Genomic DNA, 16,612 nt, shown 5'->3' on the forward strand with positions numbered 1-16,612 from the left:
AGACCAGCTTGGCGATCGTGGTCTTGCCGGCCCCCGTCGTACCGACCAGGGCCAACGTCTGGCCGGCGGGGACGGTCAGCTCCAGGTCGGGGAGCACGGGAACCCGGTCGACGTACTCGAAGCGGACGTGGTCGAACCGCACCTCTCCGCGGACCTCCGGGAGCGGGGTGGGGGTGGCGGGGTCGGCGACCGAGGGCTCCTCCTCCAGCACGCCGGAGAGCTTCTCGAGCGCGGCCGAGGCGGACTGGAAGGTGTTGTAGAACTGGGAGATCTCCTGCATGGGCTCGAAGAACCCCCGCAGGTAGAGCAGGAACGCGGCAAGCACGCCGACACTGACCTCGCCGTGGAACGCGAGGTAGGCGCCGTACAGCAGGACCACCGCGATCGTGATGTTGCCGATCAGCTTGATGCCGGGCATGAACCAGGCGACCAGGCGGAAGGCGCGAAGGTTCGCGACGCGGTACTGGTCGTTGACGTCGTCGAAGATCTCGGTGTTGCGCGGCTCGCGGCGGAAGGCCTGCACCGCACGGATGCCGAGCATCGACTCGACGAAGTGCACGATGACGAGCGCGACCTTCTCGCGGGTCACCCGGTAGGTGGCCGACGACGCCTTGCGGAACCAGTTGGTGAGCCACACCAGGAACGGGAAGCAGAGCAGCGCCACCAGGGCCAGCTTGACGTCGAGCACCAGGAGCAGCACCGCCGTGCCGGCGAGCGTGAGCACCGCCGTGACCAGGCCGTCGAAGCCGGTCTCGAGCATCTCGTCGAGCGCGTCGATGTCGGAGGTCTGCCGCGAGATCACCCGGCCCGACGTGTACTCGTCGTGGAACGAGGGGCTGAGCCTCTGGAAGTGCCGGAAGACCCGTCGCCGGATCTCGAACAGGATGTCCTGGCCGATGCGGCCGGCGAGCACGAGGAAGGTGCGCCGGGTCACCGCCTGCAGGAGGGTCGCGAACAGCGCGATCCCGACCACGGTGTACAGCACGGTGGTGTCGCCGTCCTCGCGGATCGGCGGGATGCCTTTGTCGATGCCTTCCTTGACCAGGTACGGGATCGAGAGCCGGGCGGCGTTCTCGACGAGCACGATGGCGACGAGCAGCCACACCCACCTGCGGTGCGGGCGCAACAGCTCCCCGAGCAGCCGCCGGGACCGGGCCTGGAGCATCCCGGACACGTGATCGGTGATCTCCTGCCCGTCGGCGGCGACGCCGCGCCACGAGGCCTCCTCGGCGGGCCGGTCCTTCTGGTCCGTGCCGGTGGTGGTCGCGGTGCTCTCGGGGGCGCTCATGCCGACACCTCCTCGAGCTCCGCGTCGGTCTCCGCGTCGGCGGCCAGGAGCTCGCGGTAGGCCGGGACGGTCGCGAGCAGGTCGCTGTGCCGGCCGACGTGGGTGATGGTGCCGTCCTGGAGGAGTGCCACCTTGTCGGCCAGCAGCACCGTCGAGGCACGGTGAGCGACGACGATGCCGGTGGCGTCGGCGAGCACCCGCCGCAATGCGTCCTCGACGAGCTTCTCGGTGTGTACGTCGAGCGCGGAGAGGGTGTCGTCGAGCACCAGCACTTTGGGCCGCGCCAGCACGGCCCGGGCCAGAGCCAGCCGCTGCCGCTGACCTCCGGACAGGGACATGCCCTGCTCACCGATCCGGGTGTCGAGCCCCCAGGGCAGGTCGTGCACGAAGCCAGCCTGCGCGACCTCGACCGCCTCGAGGATCTCCTCCTCGGTGGCGTCGGGCCGGCCGAGCGCGAGGTTCTCCCGGGCGCTCATCGAGAACAGCGTGGGCTCCTCGAACGCGGTGGCGACGACCGAGCGCAGGTTGGTCAGCTCGAGGTCGCGGACGTCGACCCCGTCGATCGTGACGCGGCCGGCCGTCACGTCGTACAGCCGGGGCACGAGCGCGGTGAGGGTTGTCTTGCCGGAGCCGGTCGCGCCGACCACCGCGACCGTCTCGCCGGGCGCCACCTCGAGGTCCACGTCGTGCAGGACCGGGCGGCCAGGCTCGTCCGGGAACGCGAAGCCCACGCCCTCGAAGCGCAGGTGCCCGCGGGGCGCGTCGAGCACCCTGTCGCCGGACACGATCGACGGCTGGGTGTCGAAGATCTCGTTGATCCGGGCGGCGGCGGTCATGGCCTCCTGTGCCATCGCGAGGATGAAGCCGAGCGCCGCGATCGGCCACACCAGCGACAGCATCAGTGTGATGAACGCGACCAGCGTGCCCGGCGTGAGGTCGCCCCGCCCGACGCCGAGGGCGCCGAGCAGCAGCACCACCACGACGGCGAGGTTGGGGATCACCTCGAGGAACGTCCAGAACTTCGCGGACAGTCGCACCTTGTCCATCGAGGAGGCGTACAGCGTGCGGGCGGACGCGTCGTACCGCTCGGAGACGTGCCTGCTGCGACCGAACGAGCGGATCACCCGGAAGCCGACCGCGCCCTCCTCGGCGAGGGTGGCGAGATCGCCCTGCTCGTCCTGGACCCGGCGCGAGACCACGACGTACTGGCTCTCGAACCGCTTCGACAGCGCGATGATCGGCACGGCCGTGACCGCGACGACGAGGCCGAGCGGCCAGTACATGTCCAGCAGCACCAGCGTGACCACGACCAGCTGGACGACGTTGATGATCAGGAAGAGCATCCCGAAGCCGAAGAACCGCCGGATGCTGCTCAGGTCGGTGGTCACCCGTGACAGCAGCTGCCCCGACTGCCACTGGCCGTGGAACGCCATCGGCAGCTGCTGCAGCCGCTCGTAGAGGTCGTGCCGCATGACGGTCTCGACGTGGAGGACGGTGTTGGACTGCACCCAGCGCCGCCAGAAGATGAGCGCGGCCTCGACGATGCCGAGCGCGAGGGCCAGCAGCCCGAGCGGGAGCACCGGTCCGATCTCCTGGTCGGTGATCGGGCCGTCGATCAGCGCCTTGGTGACCAGTGGGATCGCGATCGAGAGTCCGACGCCCGCGAGCGCCGTCGTGAGCATGATGCTCAGCGCCCCGAGGTGCGGGCGGAGGTAGCCGCGCAGGCGCCACAGGGAGTGCACGCCGGCCGGGGGGTGGTCGTCGGGTCCGGTGGGCGGCGTCGCGGCGTCAGACATACAGGTGGCGGGATCCCCTCGTCGGTTCCGCGCGCGAGGGACAGGGCGCGACGGAGTTTGTAAGACGCAGATTACCCGCTGCTCCTGACGAACAAAACCGAATTGGCACCCGGAGGTGCGTTCCTCCCGATGCGCAGCAGGCCCGGCCGGTCCCGGCAGCGCCCGGGCTAGGGTGACCGCCATGACGACGACCGGCCCCCAGGTCCGCCCTGCGATCGCCAACATCCCGGCCTACGTGCCCGGTCGGCCGCCCGCACCGCGGCCGGGCGTGACGACGTACAAGCTCTCGTCCAACGAGAACCCGAACCCGCCGCTGCCGGGGGTGCTGGCGGCGGCGGTGGAAGCGGCAGCGGCGATGAACCGGTACCCGGACATGGGCTGCACCGCGTTGTACGCCGCGCTCAGCGAGCGTCTCGACGTGCCGACCACGGACCTGGCCGCCGGCACCGGCTCGGTGGCTGTGCTCTACCACCTGCTCCAGGCGTTCTGCGAGACCGGCGACGAGGTCGTCTACGCGTGGCGGTCGTTCGAGGCGTACCCGATCGCGGTGGCCGTCACCGGTGCCGCGTCGGTGCAGGTGCCGCTGACGGCGGACGCCCGGCACGACCTCGACGCGATGGCCGCGGCGGTCACCGACCGCACCAAGGTGGTCATCGTGTGCACTCCCAACAACCCGACCGGCCCGTCGGTCGGGCAGGCGGAGCTCGAGGCGTTCATCGCGAAGGTGCCGTCCCACGTGGTCGTCGTCGTGGACGAGGCGTACCGCGAGTTCGTCCGCATCGACGACCGGACCGACGCCGTCGACCTCTACCGCCGCTACCCCAACGTCGTGGCGATGCGCACCTTCGCGAAGGCCTACGGGCTCGCCGGGTTCCGGGTCGGGTACGTCGCGGCCGCGGAGCCGATCGCAAAGGCGGTGCGTGCCTGCGCGCTGCCGTTCGGCGTGTCCTCGGTGGCCCAGGCGGCGGCCGTCGCCTCGTTGGCCCACGAGGCCGAGCTGCTCGAGCGCGTCGATGGCATCGTCACCGAGCGCGGCCGGGTGGTGGAGGCGCTCCGGAGCCAGGGCTTCGACGTGCCGGACGCCCAGGGGAACTTCGTCTGGCTCGGGCTCGGGGACCGCACGGTGGAGTTCGCCGCGGCCGCCGAGCAGGCCGGCGTGATGGTGCGGCCGTTCGCGGGCGAGGGCGCCCGGGTGTCCATCGGGGAGCCGGCCGGCAACGACGTACTGCTCGAGGTAACCGCCAAGTTCACCCACTGACCACCGATATCGGTATGTCTCGGGTGACCTATGGGTCACGCCCGGACTACCGACATCGGTGGTGAGACGACAGGGGCGTAGATCCCTTTCAGCCCTTACCCTGGCCCGGGTGTACGCACCCCCGCACCGCAACCCGGCGTTCGGGCTCGGCCTCGTCGTCCTCGGCGCGAGCCTGTTCATCGTCAACGCCGGCGTGTCCCGGGTGGTGCTGCGGGCGGGGGTCGACCCGATCACCCTCACCACGGTCCGGGTCACCGGCACCGTGCTGGTGCTGCTGCTGTTCGCCGCGCTGTTCAAGCGCAGTGCGCTCCGTCCTCCGCGGGGACGGCTCGCGTGGATGCTCGTCGCGCACGGCCTGATCGGGGTCGCGGCACTGCAGTGGACGTACTTCGTGGCCATCGACCGGCTGCCGGTGGGCATGGCGCTATTGCTGGAGTACCAGGCACCGATCCTGGTCGCGGTGTGGGCGCGGGTCGTCCAGAAGGAGCAGGTGCGCGGCCGCATGTGGCTCGGGCTCGGGCTGGCCGTGAGCGGGCTGGCGGCCGCGACCGGGATCTGGCGCGGGCTGGCTTTCGACGCCGTGGGCGTCGCGGCCGGCCTCGGTGCGGCGGTCTGCTTCGCGGCGTACTTCCTGATCGGGGAGCACGGGGTCGGCCTGCTCGACCCGCTCCGCGTGATCCTCTGGTCGTTCCTGGTCGCCGCGGTGGCGCTGAACCTCGTCTCCCCGCTGACGTCGTTCGACACCTCCCTGCTCGACGACCAGGCGTCGATGCTCGGCCGGCTCGACCACCTGGAGCTGCCGGTCTGGTCGCTGCTGCTGTGGGTGATGGTGCTCGGCACCCTGGTGCCGTTCGGGGTCGAGCTCGCGGCGCTGCGTCACCTGCGCGCGACCACCGTCACGATGGTCGCGATGCTCGAGCCGGTCGGCGTCCTCGTGCTGGGCTGGGTGTGGTTCAACGAGTCGTTGGGCGCGGTCGCCGTCGTCGGGGCGGTGGCGGTCGTCGTGGGCATCGTGCTCGCCCAGTCGGCCCGGCGTGCCGCCGTCGTCGTCGAACCACCGCACCTGTGAACCCCGACGGCGAGGGGTCACCGGTGCATCGACACGCCGGTGAGGGGCCTGACTTACTGACTCCTCGCGGTCAGGCGGGTACGGCGACCGGGCCGGTGTCGGTGAGCCGGGCGGCGAAGGTACGACGACCCGCGACCTTGGCGTAGTAGGTCTCCTTGCGGCGGGTGGCGCAGGAACGAGCCGGGGCGGGCTGCTGCGACCGCTCGGTGTCGAGCGACGCGATAAGCGCCCCGCGCAGCAGCTTCACGGCCTCGGAGCGCAGCTGCGAGACCCGGGAGTCGGTGACGCCGAGCTCGGCGGCGATCTCGGCCATCGGACGCTCGGCGAAGTAGTAGCCACGGACGACCACGCGCAACCTTTCCGGCAGCTCCTCGACGGCGTCACGCAGATAGGCGACCCGCTCGCGGTCGACCAGTGAGTCGAGCGGGGTGGGACCGGACGAGGGCAGCAGCTCGTCCACGGTGCCGCCGTCGAGGCTGTCCAGCGACGCCACCGAGGCGCGGGCGACGTCGTCCCGGTGGGCGGCGATCTCGGCAGCTCCGAGGCCGAGGGTGGAAGCGACCTCCAGGTCGGTCGGCGCCCGCCCGAGCGCGACCGCGAGCGAGCTGTGGGCCTCGTCGACCTGGCGGGCCCGTCGTCGCACCGACCGGCTCGCCCAGTCGAGGCCGCGGAGCTCGTCGAGCAGGGCCCCGCGCACCCGGGTGGCCGCATAGCCGGCGAACCTCACGCCACGTGCCGGGTCGAAGGAGTGCGCCGCCTGGGCCAGCGCCAGCAGGCCGGCGGACATCAGGTCCTCGCGGTCCACGTGGGCGGGCACGCGCGCCGCCACGTCGCGCACCACGTGACCGACGAGGGGCAGCGTCTCGCGCACCAGGTCGTCGACGTCGAGAGCGGGGGCGGCAGGAGGGAGCACGCCCGTCTTGTCGGTCTCCCCCGGACCGGCCTTGACGACCGCGAGAGTGTTCCGTCCGTTCGTTCTCGGGCATGCCACCGCGGGATCATCGACGCCCTAGTCAAGGCGGGTCAGGGGCCCGGCCGTTCGGCGCTGGCGGTCGGCGCGGTCGCGCGGGCGTTCCAGCCGTCCCTGCACGACTTCCTGCGCTGACCCGGACCACCCGTTCGGCTACCCGCGGTTGGTCTGACCGGGTCACCTCCGGACGGGCACGTGCGTCATTTCACTACGGAATGTCCGAATCGCCCGATTCCTCACCACATTGCTCGGTAAAGCGCGCGACGATAGACGCGGCCGGCCGGGGGTGTCCGGGGCCGGCCGTCACCTGGGGGGAACTGGGTGGGGGACAGACGGGCCCGTGCGACTCACGTCGCACGGGCCCGTCGCCCACCGTCTCCGACCGGCCGTCCCCAGCCGGGATCCCCCGGGGTCTTGCGCCTGTAGGCCCCCCACGAGCCTACGGCTCAGGGAATCACGACCTCGCCGCCGAGCACGGCGGGAAGGTCACGCCCCGACAGTACGTCGACCGGGTTCGTCATGCACCTGATCGAGCCGCCGCCCTTGTGGAACTCGCCGACGTCGACCAGGACGATCTCGAAGCCCCACTCCTCCAGCTGGGCCCGCACCCGGTCGGGGCAGGCCGGCATCAGCACGGTGCGGCCGACCACGATCGAGTTCGCGCAGAAGGTCAGCGCCTCCTCCTCGGTGAGCACGAGCGGCTCCGGGACCATCGCCAGCGCCGCCGCGGCCGAGGCGTCGTCGAACGCCGCCGGGCACACCATGGCGCGGGTCTCGTCGAGCGGGCAGAACGCCAGGTCGAGGTGGTACATCCCGGGGTGCGTGATCCGCAGGCCGCGGACGCGCACGTCCAGCTCGGTGGCGAGGTGCTTGAGCCCGAGCTCCTCGGTGCGCGGCCCGTAGCCGGCGACCAGGGCGTCGCCGAACGCGAACACGTCACCGGCCTCGAAGTGCGCGCCGACCCCGTCGCGTCCGACGTACGACGTGGCGAAGCCGTGCTCGGCGAACCACGGTTGCGCCGACCCGGTCTCCATGCGCCGCTCGGGGTACCGCATGTGCGACATCACCACGCGCTCGCCCTCAGGCTGGTTGACGACGAGCCCGAGGTTCATCGCGTAGACCATGTCGGGTGCGTCGGGCCGTTGTGCAAGCACCTCGACCTCGGCGCCCGAGGAACGGATCGCCTCGACCAGGCCGAGCCACTGCTCCCGGGCGCGGACCGGGTCGGGCTGGTCGGCGAGGTCCATGAAGGGGTTGATCGCGTAGTCCACGCGGAAGTGGTCGGGCTGCACCATCAGGTACCTGCGGCCCCACTGCAGCTGCTGTCCCATGTTCGTCTCGCCTCCCTGTCTGTCGTTCCGGTTCGGGGTTTCGTCAGATTGTCCGACAATCTGACAAGACCAGTGTGTGGCCGGGGTGGCCGCAGGTCAAGTTCTTGTCGGACAATCGGGGCATGCCCGGCCGACCGCCGTCCCCGCCCGCGTCACCGACCCCGTCGGACGAGGGCGCCGCGACCGACCTCTACCGGTCGCTGTCGCTGGAGCACTCCTCGACCGTCGACCGGGTGGCCGAGGAGCTGCGCCGGGCGCTGTTCGAGGGCGAGCTGGAGGCCGGCATCGCGCTGCGCGAGGTGGCGCTGGCCGACGCGATGGGCGTCTCCCGCTCGACGATCCGGGAGGCGCTCGGGGTGCTGGTGGCCGAGGGCCTGGCCACCCGCGAGCCGAACCGTGGCGTGCACGTCACCGAGCTCGATCCCGCGTCCGTCCACGACGTGTGCGTCGCCCGCTCCGTCCTCGAGATCGCCGGCGTACGACGATGGGGGCAGGCGGGCGCGGCGGCGCGTCAGGCGGTCCGCGACGCCCTCGACGCGTTCACCGAAGTCGCGCATGCGACCACCCGTGGCGACGCGGGCCCGGCCGACCTCACCGCCGCCCACCTGGCGGTGCACCGCTCCTTCGTCGGGCTCACCGAGTCACCGCGGCTCGTCGCGCTCGCCGACTCGCTCTCGGCCGAGGTCCGCCTCGGCCTGGCGAAGGTGGACCGGATCCGCCGCAACGCCCAGGACCAGGTGCACTCCCACCACGACCTGCTCACCCTGCTCGAGGACGGCCAGGTCGACACCGCCGCCGACGAGCTCGCGCACCACCTCGAGGACGCCGAGCGGTCGATGCTGCAGGCGCTGCACCTGGCCCCCGCCCCCTGACCGCCGGTCCACCACCCGGCCGGCACCGGCCGAGTGGCGGCACGCATTTCCGGCACCTCTCCGGACCTGGCAGTATCGGCACCGTGAGGTTCATCATCTGGGTCGTCGTCAACGCACTCGCCGTCGGCGCCGCCGTCGCCCTCCTCGACGGCATCGAGCTGACCGGCGACACCACCACCGACAAGACGCTGACGCTCATCGGCGTGGCGCTGATCTTCGGCCTCGTCAACGCGATCGTCGGCCCCATCGTCAAGCTGCTCTCGCTGCCATTCATCATCCTGACGCTCGGCCTGCTGCTGTTCGTGATCAACGCGCTGCTGCTGCTGCTCACCGAGTGGATCTCCCGGGCCTTCGGCCTCGACTTCAGCGTCGACGGCTTCTGGACGGCGGTCCTCGGCTCGATCATCATCACGATCGCCACCTGGGTGCTGGAGTTCGTGCTGCCGGACGGCGACTGAGGTGACCGTGGCACCCGCGCTGCCGCGTCCTCGGCACGCCCGGGCGCCGTACCGCATCGCCCTGGTCTGCCTCGGCAACATCTGCCGCTCGCCGATGGCCGACGTGGTGCTGACCGAGCGGCTCGCCGACGCCGGGCTCGAAGGCGCGGTCGAGGTGGTCAGCGCCGGCACCGGCGGATGGCACGTCGGCAACCCGATGGACCGACGGGCGGCGGCACTCCTGACCGCACACGGGTACGACGCCAGCCGGCACCGGGCGGAGCGGTTCGAGAGCAGCTGGTTCGACGACTGCGACGTCGTGCTGGCCATGGACGGCGCCAACCACGCCGACCTCGGCGCCGTGCGGCCGGACATCGAGCCGGGACGGTTGCTGATGTTCCGCGACTTCGACCCACGCAGCGCGGGCGACCACGACCGCGACGTGCCCGACCCGTACTTCGGCGGCGACGACGGGTTCGAGACCGTGCTGGCCATGGTGGAGCGCACCTGCGTCGCCCTCGTCGACGCGCTACGCCGCGCGCTCGACCTCGACCCGGCCCGGGGGGCCGGCGGCTGAGATGGCCCGGATGGGGGCGGTCGCGCAACGTGCCGAGCAGCTGCTCGGCACGGCCGTGGTCGCCACCACGCCGGTCGCGGGTGGCGACATCTGCACCTCCACGCGGCTGCGGCTCTCCGACGGCCGCTCGGCGCTGATGAAGACCCGGCCGCACGCGCCCGACGGGTTCTTCGCACGCGAGGCCGACGGGCTGCGCTGGCTCGCGCAGGCGGGCGGCGTCGACGTGCCCGAGGTGCTCGCCGCCGAGGACGACTGCCTGGTGCTGGCCTGGGTCGAGAGCGGGAAGCCCAGCATGGAGGCGGCCGAGCAGCTCGGCCGGGCGCTCGCAGTCACCCATCGGGCCGGCGCCCCGGGGTTCGGCCTGGAGGCCGGCGACGGCTTCATCGGCACGCTGCCGCTGCCGAACCGGCCGGCCGCGAGCTGGCCGGAGTTCTACGCCACCCGGCGGGTGCTCCCGTACCTCAAGCTGGCGGCCGACCGCGGCCACATCGCGCCCCAGGACGCCGCCGCCGTGGACTCCGTCGTACGCCGGATCGTGGAGCTCGCCGGACCCGACGAGCCGGCCGCCCGGCTGCACGGCGACCTCTGGGCGGGCAACCTGCTCTGGGGCGCCGACGCCCGCGTCTGGCTGATCGACCCGGCAGCCCACGGCGGGCACCGGGAGACCGACCTCGCGATGCTGGCGCTGTTCGGCTGCCCGCAGCTGCCCCGCGTGCTCGACGCCTACGCGGAGGCGGCCCCGCTCGCCGACGGGTGGGAGGACCGGGTGCCGCTGCACCAGCTGTTCCCGCTGCTCGTGCACGCCTGCCTGTTCGGCGGCGGGTACGGCGGCCGGGCCGGGGACGCGGCCCGCGCCCTCGGCTGAGCGAGATGTGGCCCCCGCGATGAACCTTTGGTCCTGAATGCCTGCGGCGACCCGGCCGGCCGCCCGCCGCGCACTCAACCGAGACGAGGCCAGACGCTACGACCCGCTGCTGTGCACTGACGCCGCCGGAGCGTTCGTCGGGATGGTCCGGATGGAGCGCGTCGTCGAGCAGCTCGCGGTGCTGGCGCGCCCGCCGTCCTGACCCCTCGGCTCTCAGCACGGACTCAGGTGTCAGTGGCACAGTTGGAGGGTGCCGACCGGTCCCGACCCCACTGCGCGCGTGCTCGTCGTCGACGACGACCGCGCCGTGCGCGAGTCCCTGCGCCGGTCGCTGGAGTTCAACGGCTACCAGGTCGCGCTGGCCGGCGACGGTGCGGAGGCGTTGGCCAGCATCGCCGGCCAGGCGCCCGACGCCCTCGTGATCGACGTGATGATGCCCCGCCTCGACGGGATCGAGACCACCCGCGCGCTCCGCACCGCCGGCAACGACCTGCCGATCCTGGTGCTCACCGCCCGCGACTCGGTCGGCGACCGCGTCGAGGGGCTGGATGCCGGCGCCGACGACTACCTGACCAAGCCGTTCGCGCTCGAGGAGCTGCTGGCCCGGCTGCGGGCGCTGCTGCGCCGTGCCCATGTGCCCGTGGACGCCGACGACATCGAGGGCGCCACGCTCGCCTTCGCCGACCTGTCCCTCAACATCGCCACCCGTGAGGTGCACCGCGGTGAGCGCGCCATCGAGCTGACCCGCACCGAGTTCGCGCTGCTCGAGATGTTCATGCGCCGGCCCCGTCGGGTGCTCGAGCGCGCGTTCATCCTCGAGGAGGTCTGGGGCTACGACTTCCCGACCACGGCCAACTCCCTCGAGGTGTACGTCGGCTACCTGCGCCGCAAGACCGAGGCCGAGGGCGAGCAGCGACTGATCCACACCGTGCGCGGTGTCGGCTACGTCCTGAAGGAGGCGTAGGCCAGTGGCTCAGCCTCTCGACTGGGTGCACCGACGGTCGCTGGCCAGCCGGGTCACGCTGCTGGCGACCATCGCGGTCGGCCTGTCCGTGGCGCTCGTCGCCGCCGCGGCGTACTTCACCGTCCGGCACCAGCTGCTCGACACCCTCGACCGTTCGCTGACGAATCGGGCGTACGCCGCCGCGCAGTCCAACACGGTGAACCGGCTCACCGACGCCAAGGTGCCGTCGTGGATGGTCGGCGCCGCCGACGTGCGGATCGGGCTCATCACGGCGTCCGGCCACACCGAGTCCGCCCCGGAGGAGGACCGCGTTCCGATCAAGCTCGGCCGGCCCGAGATCGAGGTGGCCCGCGGGATCGAGACCCACTCCGCGCGGACCATCAGCAACTCCGAGGGCGACTTCCGGGTGGCGGCCGTGCAGAGCAGCGAGCCCGGGGTGGCACTCGTGCTCGCCCAGTCGCTCGACAACAACCGCTACACGTTGGAGAAGCTCGGCTTCGTGCTATTCGTGTTCGGCGCCCTGGGCGTGATCACGGCGGCCCTCGCCGGCTGGGCCGTCGCCCGCAACGGGCTCCGGCCGGTGCGCCGGCTCACCCGGGCGGCCGAGGAGATCGCCCGCACCGAGAAGCTCGACCCGATCGACGTCGAGGGCAAGGACGAGATCGCACGGCTGGCCACCGCCTTCAATGCGATGCTCGCCGCGCTGTCGGCCTCCCGCGATCGGCAGCGCCAGCTCGTGGCCGACGCCGGACACGAGCTGCGCACCCCGCTCACGTCGCTGCGCACCAACCTCGACCTGCTGGCCCAGGCCGACCAGCGCGGCGGGCTGTCCCCGGAGTCGCGGGCGGAGCTGCTCGACGACGTGCGGTTCCAGATCGAGGAGCTCACCACGCTGATCGGCGACCTCACCGAGCTGGCCCGCGAGGACACCGCGCCGGTCACCCTCGAGCCGGTCGACGTCTCCGACGTTGCCGCGCGGGCGGTGGAGCGGGTACGCCGTCGCGCACCGGGCCTGCACTTCGACGTACACCTCGAGTCCTGGTGGGTCACCGGCGACGCCGCGGCTCTGGAGCGTGCGGTGACCAACCTGCTCGACAACGCGGCCAAGTGGAGCCCGCCGCTCGGCACCGTCGGCGTCCGGCTCGAGCGCGGCGTGCTCCGGGTCGCCGACGAGGGCCACGGCATCCCCGACGAGGACCTGCCGCACGTCTTCGACCGGTTCTACCGGTCCACCGAGTCGCGCGGGCTGCCCGGATCGGGCCTCGGGCTCTCGATCGTGCGGCAGATCGTCGAACGGCACGGCGGGTCGGTTCGAGCCGGCCGGGCCGAGCCCGAGGGCGGCGCGGCGCTGTGGCTGGAGCTGCCCGGCACGTCGACCACCGCGGACGAGCCGGCCCGGGAGACCCTCACCTCGCACTAGGCGCGTGACTTCACGGAGATGTCCCAGAGGCTTCTCAGCGCAGGTTAAGCCTGGTCCACCATGCTCGATGTCATGACCGAGAACACTCCTCCCACCGGCCCCGAGACCGGTGAAGACACGCTCCGCATGCCCGACCCGGTGACCGGCGTCACGCATCGCTACGAGCAGCCGGCGTTTGCGCCGAGCCAGCCCGGGGGAGGGTCTCGTCCCGGCAAGGGTTTGGCCGCGGCAGTGCTCGTGGGCGCCCTTGTCGTGGGAGGGCTCAGCGGCCTGGCTGGCGCCGCCGGGTACTCCGCTCTGGATGACCTCGTCGGGGACGACGCCGGCCAGGCGTCGTCCTCGTCGGGTCCCGACGGCTCCACCCGGACCGCCGTCTCCGACAGCCCGGACATCCTGGCCGCCGACGGCTCCGTCCAGCAGGTCGCAGAGTCGGTGCTGCCGTCGGTCGTGAAGATCAACGTCACGGGCGAGCAGGGCGCCGGGTCGGGCTCGGGGATCATCCTCAGCGAGACCGGCGAGATCCTCACCAACAACCACGTGGTCGAGGTGGCCGAGGGCGGCGGGCAGATCTCCGTGAACTTCTCCGACGGCTCGGCGGCGCCCGCCGAGGTGGTCGGCACCGACCCGCTGACCGACCTCGCGGTGATCCAGGCCGAGGACGTGTCCGGCCTGACGCCCGCGACCATCGGCCAGTCCGGCCAGCTCGACGTCGGCGAGAACGTCGTCGCGATCGGCTCCCCGTTCGGCCTCGAGGCCACCGTGACCAGCGGCATCGTGAGCGCGCTGCACCGCGCGGTGTCGGTCGGCGAGGGCGGCACGGGCACCGACACGACGTACCCGGCCATCCAGACCGACGCCGCGATCAACCCCGGCAACTCCGGCGGCCCGCTGGTGAACATGCGCGGTGAGGTGGTCGGCATCAACTCCTCGATCCGCACCGCGTCGAGCGGGCCGAGCGGCGAGGGCGGCTCCATCGGGCTCGGCTTCGCCATCCCCATCGACAACGTGCTCCCGATCGTGGACCAGCTCCGCAGCGAGGAGACGCCGACCCACGCGCGGCTCGGTGTCTCGGTGACTGACGCGACCAGCAACGACGGGCTGCTCACCGGTGCCGGCGTCCAGGACGTCAGCGCCGGCTCCGCGGCCGAGGAGGTCGGCCTGGAGAACGGCGATGTGATCACCAAGGTCGACGACAACGTCATCACCGACAGCCAGTCGCTGGTCGCCATCATCCGCGGCCATCGACCCGGCGACGAGGTCACGCTCACCGTGTCCCGCGACGGCGACATCGAGACCCTCACCGTCGAGCTCGACAGCGACGAGGGCCAGCCCACCTCCTGACCGAACCGGCGAGGAGTCAGTTCTTCAGGGCCCTCAGCGGCGTGTCGCTGCACGAGTGACTCCTCGCCCCACAGATCCGCACCCCACGAGAAATACCGGCCGGTGCACCCGCGTGAACCCCCGCGCGTGGGTGCACCGGCCTCCTCATGTATCGAGTACGGCGCGCAGCCGGGCCGCCTTCCACCGGGTCTCGGCGTACTCCTCGTGCACGTCGGAGCGCACCGTGATCCCGCCGCCGGTGCCCAGCGTGTAGGCCCACCGCTCGCCTTCTGGTCGCGCCACCAGGCTGCGGATCACAACCCCGAGGTCCGCGCGACCGTCGCCCGACACCCAGCCGAAGGCGCCCGCGTACACCCCGCGCGGCGTCTCCTCCACCCGGTCGATGATCTCCATCGTGCGCAGCTTGGGCGCGCCGGTCATCGAGCCGGCCGGGAACAGCGCGCGCAGCGCCTCCACGGTGGTGACGTCGTCGCGCAGGCGGCCCCGGACGGTCGAGACGAGCTGGTGCACCGAGGGGTAGGACTCCACCTGCATCAGCGCGGGCACGTCGACGGTGCCGGGGTCGCAGACCATGGAGAGGTCGTTGCGGAGCAGGTCCACGATCATCAGGTTCTCCGCGCGGAACTTCGGGTCGTCGGCCAGTCGCTCGGCCTGTGCCTCGTCCGCCACCTGTGTCGTCCCGCGCATGGTGGTGCCCTTGATCGGCTTGGTCTCCAGCCGGCGGTGGCGGTCGATCGTGGCGTAGCGCTCGGGGCTCGAGCTGAGCAGCGCGACGCCGTGGTGCTGGAGGTAGCCGGCGTACGGTGCCGGGTTGCTGGCCCGGAGCCGGAGGTACGCCGAGACGGGGTCGGTCGCCGACAGCACCCGCTCGCGGTAGGTCAGGTTCACCTCGTAGCTGTTGCCGCGGCGGAGCTCGGCCTGCACCGCGGCGAACGCGTCGGCGTACCAGCCCGGGGTCTCGTCGCCGCTCGGGTCGTCGCGTCGGGCGCCCTGGTCTTCGGTTGGCGGCGCGTGCTCGACGACGAGCGGCGCGCGCACCCGCATCCAGACCGCGTCGGGCAGGCCACCGGCCGGACGCGCGGGGAGGTCCGGCCGGCACGCGTAGCCGAGGTAGCCGACCCAGGACACGTCCGGGTCGCCCTGGTCGCGGGCGACCTGGTCGCCGAGCACGGCGAAGACGTCGTCCCCGACGACGTCGGCGCGTCCGCCCTGGTGCCGCCGCACCTCGCGACAGCCGGCGTCGTAGGTGAGCGACACGTCGTCGTCGTCGAGGAAGCCGAGGATGGAGCGGCGTCCCGACCACGGCCGGGAGCCGCCGCCGTCGAGCCAGAACATCCGCTCGTGCCGGGCCGCGCGTTCGGCCAGCAGATCGGCCGGGTCGACGGTCACGCGCGTGCCAGGAAGTTGGCGACCAGCCGGGCGCCGTGCCGGGTCAGCACCGACTCGGGGTGGAACTGCACGCCCCACAACGGTCTCGTCCGGTGCTCGACCCCCATGACGACACGTCCCTCCGGACCGTCGCACCACGCAGTCACGGCAAGCGCTTCCGGAACTTCCAGGGCGGCCAGCGAGTGGTAACGGACCGCGTCGAACGGCGACGGGATCCCCGCGAACGCGCCGGTGCCGTCGTGCCACACCTCCGCGACGTCACCGTGGGCCGGCTCGACCTGACCGACCCGACCGCCGTACGCCGAGACGAGGCCCTGCATGCCGAGGCAGACGCCGAGCACCGGTGCTCGCGACTCGAGGAGCAGACGCCGGCCGACGGAGAAGTCGCGCTCGTCGTCGGGGGTGCCCGGTCCGGGCGACAGCACGAGGTGCGTCCAGCCGCCGCCGAGCACGGTGTCCGCGTCGACCTCGTCGTGCTCGACGACGTCGGGCACGGCGCCCGCGACCGATGCGACCAGGTGCACCAGGTTCCAGGTGTAGGAGTCGTGGTGGTCGACGACGAGGACGCGAGGAGTCACTTGTGCAGCGACACGCCGCTCAGGGGCCTGAACAAGTGACCCCTCGGCGGTCATGTCGTCCCCGGGGTGGTCATGCAAGGAGCTCGCGCACCAGGTCGTGGATCAGGTCGTAGCCGCGTTCGGTGAGGATCGACTCGGCGTGGAACTGGATGCCCCGGAAGCGCGGGCCCCGCACCAGGTGCACGTCGCCGGACTCCGGATCGGCCTCGACGGAGACCCCGGCCGGCAAGGTGGTGGTGCTGCCGGTGCCGCTTCCGCCAGGGCCGGTGCCGGTGCCGCTGCCGGGGCCGCCGGGGCCGACCCGGCCGACGAACGGGTTGTAGAAGCCGACCCGCTCCACCCGGCCGTCGATCTCGACCGACGACTGGGTGCCCTGGAAGACGATGTCCTTGAAGGTCAGCGGGATGCCGAGGTGGTGGCACAGCGCCTGGTGGCCCAGGCACACGGCGAGGAACGG

General features: G+C 72.1%; 16 protein-coding genes and 1 pseudogene. 10 read left to right on the top strand and 7 right to left on the bottom strand.

The window, feature by feature from the left end; all coding sequences use genetic code 11:
- Both VFH10_RS09405 and VFH10_RS09410 read right to left on the bottom strand, forming a co-directional pair.
- The coding region (locus VFH10_RS09405) for an ABC transporter transmembrane domain-containing protein (protein WP_325127861.1) at positions 1-1,288 on the bottom strand (1,288 nt) is incomplete at its 3' end.
- Entirely contained in the window at positions 1,285-3,084 is a 1,800-nt protein-coding gene (locus tag VFH10_RS09410; protein ID WP_325127862.1) for an ABC transporter ATP-binding protein, read from the bottom strand. The genes VFH10_RS09410 and VFH10_RS09405, both read right to left, overlap by 4 nt.
- Positions 3,085-3,265: 181 nt before the next feature.
- Between VFH10_RS09410 and hisC the strand changes: the two genes are divergently transcribed.
- Positions 3,266-4,342, top strand: coding sequence for a histidinol-phosphate transaminase (hisC, locus tag VFH10_RS09415; RefSeq protein ID WP_325127863.1), 1,077 nt, complete (start codon positions 3,266-3,268; stop codon positions 4,340-4,342).
- A 109-nt stretch (positions 4,343-4,451) separates the two neighbouring features.
- Positions 4,452-5,411 carry an EamA family transporter gene (locus VFH10_RS09420; protein ID WP_325127864.1) on the top strand — a complete coding sequence of 320 codons (960 nt, stop codon included), beginning with the start codon at positions 4,452-4,454 and terminating at the stop codon, positions 5,409-5,411.
- 70 nt (positions 5,412-5,481) lie between these two features.
- Here VFH10_RS09420 and VFH10_RS09425 read toward each other — a convergent pair whose 3' ends face one another.
- Together VFH10_RS09425 and VFH10_RS09430 are read right to left on the bottom strand one after the other, a co-directional pair.
- The gene (locus tag VFH10_RS09425; RefSeq protein ID WP_325127865.1) at positions 5,482-6,324 is read right to left on the bottom strand and encodes a sigma-70 family RNA polymerase sigma factor; all 843 of its coding nucleotides are present in this window, start codon (positions 6,322-6,324) and stop codon (positions 5,482-5,484) included.
- 503 nt (positions 6,325-6,827) lie between these two features.
- Positions 6,828-7,712, bottom strand: a complete 885-nt coding sequence (locus VFH10_RS09430; RefSeq protein WP_325127866.1) for a dimethylarginine dimethylaminohydrolase family protein — start codon at positions 7,710-7,712, stop codon at positions 6,828-6,830.
- A gap of 122 nt (positions 7,713-7,834) precedes the next feature.
- Here VFH10_RS09430 and VFH10_RS09435 point away from each other — a divergent pair, with 122 nt between their 5' ends.
- The 8 genes from VFH10_RS09435 (at position 7,835) to VFH10_RS09470 (ending at position 14,188) form a co-directional block, all read left to right on the top strand.
- A complete protein-coding gene (locus VFH10_RS09435; protein WP_325127867.1) occupies positions 7,835-8,584 on the top strand; it encodes a GntR family transcriptional regulator in 750 nt (249 codons plus the stop codon).
- An 83-nt stretch (positions 8,585-8,667) separates the two neighbouring features.
- The gene (locus tag VFH10_RS09440; RefSeq protein WP_325127868.1) at positions 8,668-9,042 is read left to right on the top strand and encodes a phage holin family protein; all 375 of its coding nucleotides are present in this window, start codon (positions 8,668-8,670) and stop codon (positions 9,040-9,042) included.
- A 1-nt stretch (position 9,043) separates the two neighbouring features.
- Positions 9,044-9,598 (top strand): low molecular weight protein-tyrosine-phosphatase, encoded by a 555-nt coding sequence (locus VFH10_RS09445; RefSeq protein ID WP_325127869.1) that lies wholly within the window; start codon positions 9,044-9,046, stop codon positions 9,596-9,598.
- Between the two features lie 10 nt (positions 9,599-9,608).
- Positions 9,609-10,463, top strand: coding sequence for a fructosamine kinase family protein (locus tag VFH10_RS09450; RefSeq protein ID WP_325127870.1), 855 nt, complete (start codon positions 9,609-9,611; stop codon positions 10,461-10,463).
- Positions 10,464-10,500: 37 nt separating this feature from the next.
- Complete coding sequence (locus VFH10_RS09455; protein ID WP_325127871.1) at positions 10,501-10,665, top strand: hypothetical protein; 165 nt, start codon at positions 10,501-10,503, stop codon at positions 10,663-10,665.
- 48 nt (positions 10,666-10,713) lie between these two features.
- Positions 10,714-11,427, top strand: coding sequence for a response regulator transcription factor (locus VFH10_RS09460; RefSeq protein WP_325127872.1), 714 nt, complete (start codon positions 10,714-10,716; stop codon positions 11,425-11,427).
- Between the two features lie 4 nt (positions 11,428-11,431).
- Positions 11,432-12,847, top strand: a complete 1,416-nt coding sequence (locus VFH10_RS09465; protein ID WP_325127873.1) for a HAMP domain-containing sensor histidine kinase — start codon at positions 11,432-11,434, stop codon at positions 12,845-12,847.
- 72 nt (positions 12,848-12,919) lie between these two features.
- Positions 12,920-14,188 carry a S1C family serine protease gene (locus VFH10_RS09470; RefSeq protein WP_325127874.1) on the top strand — a complete coding sequence of 423 codons (1,269 nt, stop codon included), beginning with the start codon at positions 12,920-12,922 and terminating at the stop codon, positions 14,186-14,188.
- Between the two features lie 144 nt (positions 14,189-14,332).
- Here VFH10_RS09470 and VFH10_RS09475 read toward each other — a convergent pair whose 3' ends face one another.
- From VFH10_RS09475 to VFH10_RS09485, 3 genes and pseudogenes are all read right to left on the bottom strand, one after another.
- The gene (locus tag VFH10_RS09475) at positions 14,333-15,577 is read right to left on the bottom strand and encodes an anthranilate synthase component I family protein (RefSeq protein ID WP_325127875.1); all 1,245 of its coding nucleotides are present in this window, start codon (positions 15,575-15,577) and stop codon (positions 14,333-14,335) included.
- A complete protein-coding gene (locus tag VFH10_RS09480; protein ID WP_325127876.1) occupies positions 15,574-16,155 on the bottom strand; it encodes an aminodeoxychorismate/anthranilate synthase component II in 582 nt (193 codons plus the stop codon). Before VFH10_RS09480 ends, VFH10_RS09475 begins: the two co-directional genes overlap by 4 nt.
- 70 nt (positions 16,156-16,225) lie before the next feature.
- Positions 16,226-16,612: pseudogene (locus VFH10_RS09485) on the bottom strand (phenazine-specific anthranilate synthase component I); the annotation flags it as partial.

It is taken from the genome of Nocardioides sp., from assembly GCF_035697785.1.
Taxonomy (GTDB): domain Bacteria; phylum Actinomycetota; class Actinomycetes; order Propionibacteriales; family Nocardioidaceae; genus Nocardioides_B.

Excerpts from the sequence above, each read along its gene's own strand:
- VFH10_RS09410 (WP_325127862.1), bottom strand. The coding sequence starts at position 3,084 with ATGTCTGACGCCGCGACGCCGCCCACCGGACCCGACGACCACCCCCCG.
- hisC (WP_325127863.1), top strand. The coding sequence starts at position 3,266 with ATGACGACGACCGGCCCCCAGGTCCGCCCTGCGATCGCCAACATCCCG.
- VFH10_RS09430 (WP_325127866.1), bottom strand. The coding sequence starts at position 7,712 with ATGGGACAGCAGCTGCAGTGGGGCCGCAGGTACCTGATGGTGCAGCCC.
- VFH10_RS09435 (WP_325127867.1), top strand. The coding sequence starts at position 7,835 with ATGCCCGGCCGACCGCCGTCCCCGCCCGCGTCACCGACCCCGTCGGAC.
- VFH10_RS09450 (WP_325127870.1), top strand. The coding sequence starts at position 9,609 with ATGGGGGCGGTCGCGCAACGTGCCGAGCAGCTGCTCGGCACGGCCGTG.
- VFH10_RS09455 (WP_325127871.1), top strand. The coding sequence starts at position 10,501 with ATGCCTGCGGCGACCCGGCCGGCCGCCCGCCGCGCACTCAACCGAGAC.
- VFH10_RS09470 (WP_325127874.1), top strand. The coding sequence starts at position 12,920 with ATGACCGAGAACACTCCTCCCACCGGCCCCGAGACCGGTGAAGACACG.